The sequence below is a fragment of the Kordiimonas aestuarii genome (assembly GCF_025574465.1).
Taxonomy (GTDB): domain Bacteria; phylum Pseudomonadota; class Alphaproteobacteria; order Sphingomonadales; family Kordiimonadaceae; genus Kordiimonas; species Kordiimonas aestuarii.
In genome coordinates this window covers 236,014-248,350 of the sequence record NZ_JAOBPP010000020.1, presented here as the reverse complement: position 1 = coordinate 248,350, position 12,337 = coordinate 236,014, and the positions used below count along the sequence as shown (strand labels likewise).

Below are 12,337 nucleotides of genomic sequence, written 5' to 3'. Positions count from 1 at the left end.
CTCAGCTTATTGAAAAACAAAAGCAAATGCCACGCCAACTATGCAGACTTACGGGCAAAAACGATAGCAAGGCGACCAAGGTCAGCATTTGCAAGGCACTCATAGAAGGTTTCAAGAAGTTCCGGCGCGTCCTCATAGAGGGTAATATCAAGATTTTTGCGCCATCCATGCATTTCGCGACCCAGCGGCGCGTTGCCAACATAGTTTTGCCCCATCAGCAGGAACAGCTCCATGGGGAAGTTTGTTGTGCGGTGAACGGGCTCAAACCCCTCTTCGCCAAACAGCTTCTCCAGGCTGGTGCAGGAAAAATAGTTCAAATGATGATGCGGCAATATCCACCATTTGGGCCGCTCGAGCGCGTTCGCGACAACTTTCTGGAAGCCATTGAAATCATTGGGTGTTGAGACACAAAGAATGCCCCCAGGCTTCAGACATTTATGTGCGAGTGACAAGACTTCCCGTGGGCGGGCCACATGCTCCAGCACCTCGCCCATATGTACGAGGTCATACTGTCCGAGCGCGTCAGCCGTTTGCGCCGAGAAAAAACCCGTATCGACGTCAAGCCCGCGCCCGCGCGCATGCTCGGCCGCCATATCGGATGGTTCGATACCCTTTACGAGCCACCCGCGCTCCTTTGCAACTGCGAGGAAATCACCGGGGCCGCACCCTACATCAAGGGCGGACCGCGAAACCGCCGGCAGAAGTTCCTCGGCCTTCGCCAGACGGCGGATCATCTCCACCCGCTTCCAGCGGTAGTCCTCATCAGCCTCTTTCAGGTAATCGGCCCGTTCGTTCTGGTAGAATTCTTCCTTGTAGAAGTTTTCTATTTCCTTGTCCGTCGGCATGGGCATCAAGTGACGGTATCCGCAGGATGAGCATTCGATCACCGAATACCCCTCACGGCTACCCAACGTGGGGCCTTCATGGACCATCCTTGCACGATCAGACATTGTCACCCGGTCCTTCCCTGCATGAGGTCAGCCAGGCACAACGCAAAATTTCTCGGCCCCTGTCGCATTTCCCTGGAATAGGGTTGCCCCATGTTTTCATCGCTACCCTTCGCCAGCACAGAGGCCGCCATGTTGACCGCTTCCGCTGCGTTAGTGGCGATAAAGTCAGGCAGCACTCTCTTTAATTCCTGCCATTCGTCAGGGTTGGCCGCCCCGACCGGGTCGAAAGTGACAACAGGGATATCCGCCTGCAGGCATTCGAAAAACGAGACGCCGAACACACACAAGGCCGCACGGTAGGATGACAAACGGTCCGGAAGATCAGAAGGTGCCTTGAGCACATGCCACCGCCCATTAACATCCCCGATATCCGGCGCGGCTGCATAGGGGCCTTGCACCCAACTGACAGGTGTCTGCTTGGTGACCCGCGCCTCAATTAGGGGGGGCCATACCTGCCCGAGTCCCGCGACGTCGCCGCCGCCTGTCAACACGATCAGACCATTGTCAGCGTGGCCACTGGCACCCACCGCGGATGGCAGCAAAAAGTGATCCCAGCCAAACGACAGTTTCCCGCCCAGCCGGCTTTGTCGCGCGGGGCACCCATAAAAAGAAGGCACCCAGATATGATCGAAGAGTGCCTCATCCTCCCGCGCTGTATCGATCCCGACGCAGGGAAAATCATTTTTTGCCGCCCCCAGGAACGTCGCGAGTTCAGGCATCACGGCCTGTACGTCAACGACACACCCGTCCAGGACCCTGTTGTCCAGCGCATCAACAAGGTCATCGGCACTGAGCCACTGATGCGGGATCAGTTTGAGCTCCTCCCGCTCAACCGGTTCCCCCATAATAAAAAGTTCAGCCCTGGCCCCAAGATAGTCCTGCAACGCGGCGGCCACCGCGAGGCAGCGCGATAGGTGCCCCATGCCCACACTCGGCCCTGCTTCCGTGATGATGGCAACCAACGCCGAATTCTCGCCCACCATCTTCTGGTGCACATGCTTATTCATGCTTGCAAGCTCCGGCTCGCGCATGAGCCGGTCCATTACCCAATCCAGGCTGAGCAAACTGTCAGCCGGATTATCGTGGTACCACTCGGTATACAAGCGACGCATGAAGCGGTAATCGGATGGTGTATCCACAGAAATACGGTGGTCAACCTCGGTGTATTTTTCCGGTTCATCAACCCATGCGATCGCCGCTGGCTGCACTTTGTTGAGGTGATGATAAACAGCCCCGATGTGCTCGCGCTCGAAAGGTTCAAAGGCTACCTGTTCCATGGCTTGCCAGAACGCGCGTGCGTAAAGGTCAAAGCCTTCATGGATAAAACGTTTGCCAGCCTGCGGCGGACGCAGCTTCACCAGGCCTGCGCCGGGCGTCGCCGCCATGGCAGCGATCATCCGGCTGAGGGTTGCTGGCTCAATGAGCGGACAATCACCACATATATAAAGAATCTGTGACGCACCTGACATGCCTGCCGCTTTATCCACACGCCCCACGAGGTCATTTACGTCACCGTCATAGGCCAGGCATTCAACACCGTAGGATGCAGCCCAATCCCGCAGGGGGCGATTATAATCGTCGGCGGTCGTGGCAAGGATAATCTGGTCAAGTTCCGGGACTGTCCGCAAACGATCAACGATTCGCGCGATCATCGGCTTGCCCGCAAGCGGCAACAACTGCTTGCCCGGCAAACGGCTTGAGTTCAGGCGAGCCCCGACGATAGCGACTATTTTTTCCGCCATTCTTCCCTCACCTGCAGGGTCGGTCTCAGGCCATCGCTTGGGTCTGCCCGCCACGGTCTGTCCGCGCGCTCTGCCTCGGTCGGTTCCTTGATGCCGGTGCCGTCCACGCCAACCTCAAGGCGACGGCGACCTGCGATCAACGGAGCAATTTCGTCCGGCAGCCAGCAGTGGCCAGTCTGGTATTCGGCACCTTCGGCATCGAGGTCGAGATGAAATTCCACCGTCGATGCGCGCCAGCGGTCAATGGCGCGGCCAACAACGGCTGGGTCACGTGAATGATCCGACCAACCGACAGGATAGCCGGTGGCATTGCGGATGGCCTCGATCGCGCCAAGATTACAAAACTCGGGTGCCACCGGGTAACCTGAGACACAGTGCAGCAAGGTCAGCTCCCGTCCCCCAGCCTTCCTGAATACCTCGGCGGCATGGATCACTTCGGCCAATGTCGCCATGCCAGTTGACAACACCAGCGGCTTACCGGTTTTTGCACATGCTTCAATCAGCCCGGCCCACGGCAGTTCATAGGACGCGATTTTAAAGAAATCGACGTGGGGATTGAGTATATCCACTGCTTCGAGGAAAAACGGGGTGCAGGAAAATTTGATCTCACGTTCACGGCACCGGGCCGCAATCGGGGCCAGAAATTCCTCGGGCAACTCCCATTTCGCGCGCTCGCGGTGCGTCTCACTTCTTTCCAGAATTTCGGGTGCGAACAGGTCGGCAACACGAAACAGCTGGAACTTGACGGCGTCACAGCCAATATCGGCAGACACGTCGACAAAGCTCAGGCAGCGCTCAAGGCTGCGCGCATGGTTACTGGAAGCTTCTGATATAAAAAAGGTACGGGACGCCATCTACAAGCCCAGCTTTTCTTCGGCGCGTAGTGCGACGCGTTCAATCAACTGTTTGAATGTCTGCTGGCCGCGCCCGCAAATAAAATCTGCGTCCTTGGCGAAAGCAACATGGTCATCATGCCCGAAACCCCACCATACCGCGTCTGATTCAAAGAGAATTGTCGGTCGCCCACTCGACAATGCAAACATGCCGGGCGCCGTACAGGCCGCAACAACAAGGTCACAGTGCGCCATAATCGCGACATTTGCCTCGATATCCTGCTTCAGGTCGACCTCCCCAATGCGGATGACATCAATTCCGTGCTGATCCTTGATTGCCTTCAGGTCATCAGTGACGTCAGTATACATCAGATTGACAAAATGCACTTTGTCCTTGAGGGCTGCGAGCGGCGCAAGGTCCTCCACAGTGGAATACCGGTGTCGCCGAACACCGCCAGACAGCCCACTACGCCAAGCCAGCCCGATGATCGGCTTGTCTTTCAGATGCGCGATTTTTTCGCCAAACTCGGCTTCACTTTCGGGGTTTGGCGTCAGGAATCCGTCGGGGTGCGCCACGATGTCCTCCGGCGTATGCCAGGCGTACCGTGCGCAGGAGCCAAGTGGAATAGCATAGTCGATATCTATGGCGCCGTCCTCCAGCGCTCTCTGGATTTGCAAAAATACCCTGTACCGATATCCCTCGCTCATACGGTCGGTATAACCATCGACCACAGCATCAGGGAAGCGGCGCTGCACGAGGGAGACAAGGCGCCTGTCAACACCGATATACAGCTTTTCGGCCTGCTCATAGAGATAGGGCAGGTAATTGCCAAACATCACTTCATCACCAATACCCTGCTCAGCAGTCACGAACAATGACTTACCTGCAAGCGAACTGCCATCCCATTCCTGCAATTTGTGTGTGTAAGTAATATTCTGCGCCTGTATCCGGCGCGAGCTTAAGCGGTGGCTGTAATGCTCCCACGCTTCCTTGAGCTGTCCCTTGCGGAACATTTCCAGCGCCATATTAATATGAAGCTCAGGGTTTCCGGGCTGTTGTTGCAGCGCTGTAGCTGTCAGCTCAAACGCCCGGTCCGTCCCGGGCATGGCGCTCGCCAGGTTCGAAAGCACCTTATAGTTTTTCGGGTCGAGCCGGAGCGCTTCTTCATAGAAGACGACAGAGGCCTCATTACCATCACGGTAGCGTACAGCCGATGCCAACACGTTCCATAGATCCGAGTTTTCGGAAAACATCGGGAGGATTTGCTGGGCTATGTCGATTGATTCTGTGTATTTGTCCTGGCGATTCAGCGCCGTCAGCAGGTTAATATAGTGCTTGGCTACGGTCGGCTCCATCGCGACCAGCTGGTGCCCCAGCTTTTCAGCAATCTCGTTAAAACCCATCTCGAGAGCCAACTGCTGGATCACAGAACAAACGTCCGGCGTCGGCTCATGGTACTGTAGCGCCCGCTCCAGCACATATATCGCATGTTCCCGCACACCGAGCTGGGTCAGCGCATGCGCAAGCACCGTCAGGATATTGAGATCCTCAGGGAAGGCTTCCCACGCCTTCAGCAGGTGGGTAACGGCTTCCGCCCATTCCCCACGTTCGGCATGCTCCTGACCTTTTTTCAAAGCGCGCTTGATTTCCCCGATGGTCAGGTTGGTTTTCGCCAGCCCCAGGGTCTCTTTTTTACTTTTCCGAGCAGTTGGCTCTTTTTTCCTGTTTTGACGTTTTGTCGCCGCCACGAGCCTCTCCTAGCTTCATAAACTATTGACACACTCCGCATGAAGCGAGTGTGCACCTACACACACAAGCTTGCAAGGGGGGTGCCAAACGCCTAATCTTGTTCTATCCGCCGGGATGTCCTTATGATATATAAAGGATTCAGATATAAAGTCAGTCGCGATGGGCGGAAAGAACTGACTTTTGAGGGAGGACTGTATGGCGCTCAAGCTTTCACTGAAGCCGGATGAGAAGCTGGTAATAAATGGCGCAGTTATTGCAAATGCCGACAGGCGTACGACTTTGATCGTACATAACAAGGCATCTATCCTGCGAGAAAAAGACATCATGCAGGAGGAAAATATCGATACGCCAGCCAAGCGTATCTATTTCCCGATCATGCTCATGTACATGGATCAGGGCGATACGAATAAATATTATGAAGAGTTTGTTCTGCGCATGACAGAATTTATGGGTGTCATCAGTACACCGGCGGCGGTTGAAAACTGCGTTAAAATCAGCCGGGATGTCATGGACAAAAATTATTACCGTGCCCTGATAACCTGCAAGAAGCTGATCGCATTTGAAGAAGAACGTCTTGGGGGATAAGAGTTTAGGAACCTAACCGGGAAAGAGTATGTCATACCAAGCGTATCAAAAGGCCCAACAATCTTCCGAAAGCCCCAGCCAGGTTGAATACCGCCTGTTCGCGCAGGTCACCAACGCCCTTATTGAGGCACGAGACAAAAACATGCGCGGCGCAGACCTGGTAAAAGCCCTCGACTGGAACAGGCGCATGTGGTCCGTGCTATCGTCGGATTGCGGCACCGAGGGAAACTCCCTGCCGCAAAACCTGCGGGCAGGCATCATCTCCCTGTCCATTTGGGTGTCCAAACATTCTTCGGCGGTCGTGCGCGGCGCCGAAAAGATAGACGATCTCATCAGCATCAACCGCACGATCATGGAAGGCCTTGCAGACCAGGCCCGACTGCAGAGCAAAGCGTCGGAGACAACCGGCGCCCCTGTCTCGCCCGGTTCCGTGAACTCAAGCCTGTAATTTTTGCCTACCAGTGGGGAAAAAACTTCCCCACCGGTGAGAAAAAACTTCCCACCCGGCACTTTCTGCCCAGCGCCCCAGAGCGCCCTTGTCGCAATCCATGCGAAAATATACGTTATATTTCAAAATCATAGTCCGAAATCGGTAAATTTTTAGCAATTGGCACGCCCCCTGCAATATGGGTTTCGAAAGCAAAAAGCTTTCATGAGCAAAAGGCTCAAATAGACTCTCAGAATGGAGAAACAAAATGGCGTTTTCTGTAAACACCAACGCAGGTGCGTTCGCTGCCCTGCAAAACCTCAACAAAACCACTGCCGCACTCTCAACCACTCAGACCCAAATTAATACGGGCCTGAAGGTTTCCTCTGCAAAAGACGATGCTGCAACATTCGCTATCGCACAAAAGCTGCGTTCCGATGTTGCTGGTCTGAACGCTGTCAAGGGCTCTCTTGACCGCGCCACGTCCACCATCGACGTTGCTATTGCGGCTGGTGAAGCTGTATCCGACCTTCTCATTGAGCTGAAAGAGAAAGCCGTTGCGGCGAAAGACTCCGGCCTTGACACTGCAAGCCGCGCGTCCCTCAACAACGACTTCACCCAACTTCGTTCGCAGATCACTTCGATCGTTCAGAACGCTGAATTCAACGGCACCAATGCTGTGACTTCCGGCGGTACGGCAATCGTTGCGATCACTAACGACACTGGTGCGAACGTGATCTCGATCGCAGCGCAAGACCTGTCGGTAAGCGGCACGAATGTAACGCTGACGTCTTCGCAGTCCATCGGCACGGCAACCGCTGCCGGTTCGGTTGTGACCGCCATCGAATCCTCGATCGCCAACGTGAACGACGCCCTGTCTGCCCTCGGTTCCGGTGCAAAACGGATCGAACTGCAGCGCAACTTCGTTGACAAGCTGTCTGACTCGATCGAAGTCGGTGTTGGTAACCTCGTTGATGCCGACCTCGCCAAGACGAGCGCTAACCTGCAAAGCCTGCAAGTTAAACAGCAGCTCGGTCTTCAGGCTCTGTCAATTGCCAACCAGGCACCCGGTACGGTACTTTCACTCTTCCGGTAAGTGGTTCCCTAGAGGATCACGACTTTTGGGGCCCTTTGGGGCCCCATTTTTATTGCAACCCCCTCCTTTTTACCGGCAATTCCGACCACGTTGGAAAAAGCTGCCGACCTTTCTTTCCCCCCTCCGCCGCGAGAAATCGTCACAGACAGAAAAAGTCATTTAAAAACATAGGGATGCAAATGGCACAGCGCTTGCCCTTATGAGATCAAGAGCAGAAGGGCTCAAAGACATCTCAAAAGGAGACAACGATGACTTTTTCCGTAAACACTAACGCTGCTGCTTTGTCAGCACTTCAAAACCTGAACAAAACAGCTACCGGTCTGGAAAGAGTGCAGACTGAAATCAACACGGGGTACAAGGTGGCTTCATCTAAAGACAATGCTGCAGTCTTTGCCATTGCACAGTCGCTCAGAGCGGATGTTGCAGGGTTTCGCGCTGCGACCGGTTCTATCGACCGGGCGTTGTCGACCATTGATGTTGCCATTGCCGCGGGTGAAGCTGTGTCTGATCTCCTCATCGAGATGAAGGAAAAAGCCGTTGCCGCCAAGGATTCTGGCCTTGATACTGCAAGCCGGAGTTCACTGAACAACGACTTCACGCAATTGCGTTCACAAATTTCCTCCATTGTAGACAATGCAGAGTTCAACGGCACCAACGCTGTTGCCGCCGGCGGTGACGACATTGTCGCCATCACCAACGACACCGGCTCCAGCACCTTTACCATTCAAGCCCAAAACCTGTCGCTGTCCGGCACGGTTGTTACACTGACTTCTTCGCAGTCCATCGGCTCTGCCACGGCTGCGGGTTCCGTCGTCACTGCAATCGAATCCTCGATCGCAAACGTAAACGATTCCCTGTCGTCACTTGGCGCAGGGGCGCGTCGCCTGGAACTTCAAAAGGAGTTTGTAAACAAACTCAAGGACACCGTGGAAGTGGGTATTGGTAATCTGGTGGACGCTGACATGGCGAAAGCCTCCGCCAATTTGCAATCGCTTCAAGTCAAGCAACAGCTCGGCCTGCAAGCGCTTTCAATTGCAAACCAGGCACCTCAGGCGGTTACCAGTCTGTTTCAATAAACCATACCGATCGAGCTACGGCTCGGTCGGTATTTTTTACCTACCCCCACCATGAAAACACGACACATTTTGCCGCATCGGCATATTCTGCCTAGCTAATCTTCAAGGTCGCCAGGCAAAGAAATATGAATTTCATATATTTTTCAAATAGTTAATAAATAGTGAACTATCTTGAAACATGGCCCGTGATTTGCATGTGACTGTTCGGGACAAAAGGTCCCGTGGGCAAAATGCCCTATAAAAACTCCAAAAAGGAGAAGCAAAATGGCTTTTTCGGTAAACACTAATGCAGGCGCGTTTGCTGCCCTGCAAAACTTGAATAAAACAAGTAACTCTCTCCAGACTGTTCAAAGCCGGATTAACACCGGTGAGAAAGTCTCCTCAGCAAAAGATGATGCTGCTACCTTCGCTATCGCGCAAAAACTGCGTGGTGACGTTGCTGGTTTGAACGCTGTTAAGTCTTCGCTTGACCGTGCTTCGTCCACAGTAGACGTTGCTATCGCAGCTGGTGAAGCTGTGTCTGACCTTCTCGTTGAGCTGAAAGAAAAGGCAGTGGCTGCGAAAGACTCCGGTCTTGACACCGCGAGCCGTACTTCCCTCAACAACGACTTCACACAGCTTCGTTCGCAGATTACGTCGATCGTACAGAACGCTGAATTCAACGGCACCAACGTTGTGAATTCCGGCGGTTCTTCGGTTGTCGCCATCACGAACGACACTGGTACAAACGTGATCTCGATCGCTGCTCAGGATCTGTCTGTAAGCGGTACAAATGTAACGCTGACGTCTTCGCAGTCCATCGGCACGTCAACGGCAGCGGGTTCGGTTGTTACCGCAATTGAATCCTCGATCGCGAATGTGAACGACGCTCTGTCTGCTCTCGGTTCCGGCGCAAAACGGATCGAACTGCAGCGTGGCTTCGTTGACAAGCTGTCTGACTCGATCGAAGTCGGTATCGGTAACCTCGTTGACGCTGATCTGGCCAAAGAATCTGCGAACTTGCAAGCACTGCAAGTTAAGCAGCAGCTTGGCCTTCAGGCCTTGTCGATCGCCAACCAGGCGCCTTCGACAGTACTTGGCCTCTTCCGTTAATAGGTATGTGGGTGAGCCTTCTTGGCTCACCCATCCTCTTGGAAGAGAACAGCTAGGACGATGAGAAGTGAAGCACAACCGTTTCACTCGGAGTGGACCGATGACTGAGATTGGAAATACAAACGGCAGTACCCAGGTCGTGGACCTGCGCCCTGCGCGTGCCAGTAGTTCCGGGTCAGCCGGGGTCGACCGCTTTTCATCCTCTGTTTCATCAGAGAAAAGCGGCGTAGAACCCGCAGTGATCTCGAACCAACAACCAGGACAGGTGGAAGAGGCTCCGTCGAACTCGCCGCTTGAAAAAGCAGCAAAAGCGCTCGAGAAGTTTATTCCCGAGAACGAAACGCCGCCCAATACCCGGTTGAGAATTGACCGTGATGACGAAACAGGTCGTTTCGTTTATCTGAATATCGACAATGAATCAGGCGAAATTATCAAACAGTTTCCGCCGGAAAGCATTCTCGAATTCCTGTCCTATTACCGCGAGGTGGCAGGACTGACGGTAGATGATGAAGCGTAGTTTGGTGCTGCTGTAGCCTCTGGCGCGCGGCACCAAACTCTGCGCCTTACCTTGCCCCTGTATCTGCCTTCCCCATGGGATGTGTGGAACGGGCTTTTTGCCTTTCCGGACCTCGCTCTTGACAAAAATAACACTGGACAATGCGCCTGTGCGCGCTAGCTATCAGGTAACTTGATTTACCGGACAACCCTGCCCGCTTGTAACGTTGGAGACTATAGTTATGAAATTTGCCGGCACTGAAAATTATGTGGCAACCGATGATCTGAAGGTTGCCGTCAACGCCGCAGCAACACTCCGTCGCCCGCTCCTTATCAAAGGGGAGCCTGGCACAGGCAAAACCGTTCTGGCACAGGAAGTAGCCGACGCGTTTGGCATGGAACTGATTGAATGGCACATCAAGTCCACCACCAAGGCACAACAGGGCCTGTATGAGTATGACGCGGTCTCCCGCCTGCGTGATAGCCAGTTAGGCGACGAAAAAGTCAAGGATATCAAGAATTACATCAAACGCGGCAAGCTTTGGGACGCATTTGAGAGTGACAAGACGCCGGTGCTGCTAATTGATGAGATCGACAAAGCAGACATTGAGTTCCCGAACGATCTGCTTCTTGAGCTGGACCGGATGGAATTTCACGTTTATGAGACCGGTGAAACGATCAAGGCGAAGAACCGCCCCATCGTGATCATCACCTCCAACAATGAAAAAGAACTGCCCGACGCCTTCCTGCGGCGCTGCTTCTTCCATTTCATCAAGTTCCCCGACAAGGAGACAATGAAAGAGATCATCGCTGTCCACTACCCCGATATTCAGCAAATGCTGGTGCGTGAAGCCCTTAATATCTTCTTCGATATGCGCGAAGTGCCCGGACTGAAGAAAAAGCCTTCAACCAGTGAACTGCTTGACTGGCTCAAGCTGTTGATGGCGGAGGACCTGCCACTTGATGTGCTCAAGTCGAAAGACCCGAGCAAGCTCATTCCGCCGCTTCACGGTGCATTGCTCAAAAACGAACAGGATGTTCACCTCTTTGAACGCCTCGCCTTCATGAGCCGGCGCCAGTCGGGTTGAAGCCACAATGCTCACCAACTTCTTTTATGACCTCAAGGACGGCGGCGTTCCCGTCAGCATCAAGGAATACCTGATGTTGATGGAGGCCATGCAGGCCGGCTGCGCCAACTATAGCGTGGATGACTTCTATTTCCTCTCTCGCTCCGCCTTTGTCAAAGACGAAAAGAACCTCGACAAGTTTGATCGCATCTTTGGCAAGGTGTTCGAGGGCATCGAGTTTATCGGCGACGAAGAAGTGGAGGTCCCTGAAGAATGGCTGCGCAAGATGGCAGAGCTGTATCTAAGCAAGGAAGAAATGGAGAAGATCGAGGCCCTTGGTTCATGGGATGAGATCATGGAAACGCTGAAAAAACGCCTCGAAGAACAAGACGAACGCCACCAGGGGGGCAACAAATGGGTGGGCACAGCAGGGACAAGCCCTTTCGGCGCCTACGGTTACAACCCTGAAGGTGTGCGCATCGGCCAGAAGGAAGGACGCCATGGCCGTGCCGTCAAGGTGTGGGACAAGCGCGAATACAAGAACCTTGATGACACTATTGAGCTTGGCACCCGTAATATCAAGATAGCGCTCAGGAAATTGCGCCAGTTCGCGCGCAAGGGCGAAGCCACGGAGCTGGACCTTGACGGCACAATCAAGGCCACAGCCCACAATGGCTTTCTTGACATCAAAATGGTGCCGGAACGCCATAACGCCGTGAAAATACTGTTGTTCCTGGATGTTGGCGGCTCGATGGACCCGCACATAAAGGTGTGCGAGGAGCTATTTTCAGCCGCGCGAACAGAATTCAAACATCTGGAATTTTTCTATTTCCACAATTGCCTCTACGAACGGGTCTGGAAAGATAACGTGCGACGTTTCAATGATGTGACATCCACGATGGATGTACTTCATACCTTCCCGCACGACTATAAGGTCATCTTTGTCGGGGACGCTTCCATGAGCCCTTATGAGATCACCTACCCCGGTGGTTCGGTCGAACACTGGAATGAAGAAGCCGGGGAAGTCTGGATGAAGCGCATGACCGATATCTACCAGAAGGCTGTATGGCTCAATCCTATCCCGGACACACACTGGGAGTATTCACATTCTATCCAGATCATGAAAACGATCATGGAAGACCGCATGTTTCCCCTCACCCTCGCCGGGCTTGAGGACGCGATCAAGGCGCTCAGGTAAAAAAGGGAGCCAAAAGGCTCCCTTTT

Annotated in this window: 12 protein-coding genes; 8 read left to right on the top strand and 4 right to left on the bottom strand. The window is 53.8% G+C overall.

Going from position 1 to position 12,337, the window contains the following annotated elements:
• Positions 1–38 precede the first annotated feature (38 nt).
• From OEU85_RS10555 to OEU85_RS10540, 4 genes are read right to left on the bottom strand one after another with little or no spacing between them, the layout of a single operon-like run.
• Positions 39–950 (bottom strand): class I SAM-dependent methyltransferase, encoded by a 912-nt coding sequence (locus OEU85_RS10555; protein ID WP_262691440.1) that lies wholly within the window; start codon positions 948–950, stop codon positions 39–41.
• A 2-nt stretch (positions 951–952) separates the two neighbouring features.
• Positions 953–2,692, bottom strand: coding sequence for a cytidylyltransferase domain-containing protein (locus OEU85_RS10550; protein WP_262691439.1), 1,740 nt, complete (start codon positions 2,690–2,692; stop codon positions 953–955).
• Complete coding sequence (locus OEU85_RS10545) at positions 2,677–3,546, bottom strand: N-acetylneuraminate synthase family protein (protein WP_262691438.1); 870 nt, start codon at positions 3,544–3,546, stop codon at positions 2,677–2,679. The genes OEU85_RS10550 and OEU85_RS10545 overlap by 16 nt, the downstream gene beginning before the upstream one ends.
• On the bottom strand, positions 3,547–5,274 hold the full coding sequence (locus OEU85_RS10540; RefSeq protein WP_262691437.1) for a tetratricopeptide repeat protein: 1,728 nt from the start codon (positions 5,272–5,274) through the stop codon (positions 3,547–3,549).
• A 196-nt stretch (positions 5,275–5,470) separates the two neighbouring features.
• Here OEU85_RS10540 and flbT point away from each other — a divergent pair, with 196 nt between their 5' ends.
• The 8 genes from flbT (at position 5,471) to OEU85_RS10500 (ending at position 12,311) form a co-directional block, all read left to right on the top strand.
• A complete protein-coding gene (gene flbT, locus OEU85_RS10535) occupies positions 5,471–5,860 on the top strand; it encodes a flagellar biosynthesis repressor FlbT (RefSeq protein ID WP_262691436.1) in 390 nt (129 codons plus the stop codon).
• A 28-nt stretch (positions 5,861–5,888) separates the two neighbouring features.
• Positions 5,889–6,308: a flagellar biosynthesis regulator FlaF gene (gene flaF, locus OEU85_RS10530; RefSeq protein ID WP_262691435.1), complete on the top strand. Its 420-nt coding sequence runs from the start codon at positions 5,889–5,891 to the stop codon at positions 6,306–6,308.
• Between the two features lie 247 nt (positions 6,309–6,555).
• Positions 6,556–7,383 (top strand): flagellin, encoded by an 828-nt coding sequence (locus OEU85_RS10525; protein ID WP_262691434.1) that lies wholly within the window; start codon positions 6,556–6,558, stop codon positions 7,381–7,383.
• Between the two features lie 248 nt (positions 7,384–7,631).
• Positions 7,632–8,459, top strand: coding sequence for a flagellin (locus OEU85_RS10520; protein ID WP_262691433.1), 828 nt, complete (start codon positions 7,632–7,634; stop codon positions 8,457–8,459).
• Positions 8,460–8,723: 264 nt separating this feature from the next.
• The gene (locus OEU85_RS10515; protein WP_262691432.1) at positions 8,724–9,551 is read left to right on the top strand and encodes a flagellin; all 828 of its coding nucleotides are present in this window, start codon (positions 8,724–8,726) and stop codon (positions 9,549–9,551) included.
• A gap of 100 nt (positions 9,552–9,651) precedes the next feature.
• A complete protein-coding gene (locus tag OEU85_RS10510; RefSeq protein WP_262691431.1) occupies positions 9,652–10,068 on the top strand; it encodes a flagellar protein FlaG in 417 nt (138 codons plus the stop codon).
• A 220-nt stretch (positions 10,069–10,288) separates the two neighbouring features.
• Entirely contained in the window at positions 10,289–11,134 is an 846-nt protein-coding gene (locus OEU85_RS10505; RefSeq protein ID WP_262691430.1) for an AAA family ATPase, read from the top strand.
• 7 nt (positions 11,135–11,141) lie between these two features.
• Positions 11,142–12,311: a vWA domain-containing protein gene (locus OEU85_RS10500; protein ID WP_262691429.1), complete on the top strand. Its 1,170-nt coding sequence runs from the start codon at positions 11,142–11,144 to the stop codon at positions 12,309–12,311.
• Positions 12,312–12,337: the final 26 nt, after the last annotated feature.

Excerpts from the sequence above, each read along its gene's own strand:
- OEU85_RS10555 (WP_262691440.1), bottom strand. The coding sequence starts at position 950 with ATGTCTGATCGTGCAAGGATGGTCCATGAAGGCCCCACGTTGGGTAGC.
- OEU85_RS10550 (WP_262691439.1), bottom strand. The coding sequence starts at position 2,692 with ATGGCGGAAAAAATAGTCGCTATCGTCGGGGCTCGCCTGAACTCAAGC.
- OEU85_RS10545 (WP_262691438.1), bottom strand. The coding sequence starts at position 3,546 with ATGGCGTCCCGTACCTTTTTTATATCAGAAGCTTCCAGTAACCATGCG.
- flbT (WP_262691436.1), top strand. The coding sequence starts at position 5,471 with ATGGCGCTCAAGCTTTCACTGAAGCCGGATGAGAAGCTGGTAATAAAT.
- flaF (WP_262691435.1), top strand. The coding sequence starts at position 5,889 with ATGTCATACCAAGCGTATCAAAAGGCCCAACAATCTTCCGAAAGCCCC.
- OEU85_RS10525 (WP_262691434.1), top strand. The coding sequence starts at position 6,556 with ATGGCGTTTTCTGTAAACACCAACGCAGGTGCGTTCGCTGCCCTGCAA.
- OEU85_RS10520 (WP_262691433.1), top strand. The coding sequence starts at position 7,632 with ATGACTTTTTCCGTAAACACTAACGCTGCTGCTTTGTCAGCACTTCAA.
- OEU85_RS10515 (WP_262691432.1), top strand. The coding sequence starts at position 8,724 with ATGGCTTTTTCGGTAAACACTAATGCAGGCGCGTTTGCTGCCCTGCAA.
- OEU85_RS10510 (WP_262691431.1), top strand. The coding sequence starts at position 9,652 with ATGACTGAGATTGGAAATACAAACGGCAGTACCCAGGTCGTGGACCTG.
- OEU85_RS10505 (WP_262691430.1), top strand. The coding sequence starts at position 10,289 with ATGAAATTTGCCGGCACTGAAAATTATGTGGCAACCGATGATCTGAAG.
- OEU85_RS10500 (WP_262691429.1), top strand. The coding sequence starts at position 11,142 with ATGCTCACCAACTTCTTTTATGACCTCAAGGACGGCGGCGTTCCCGTC.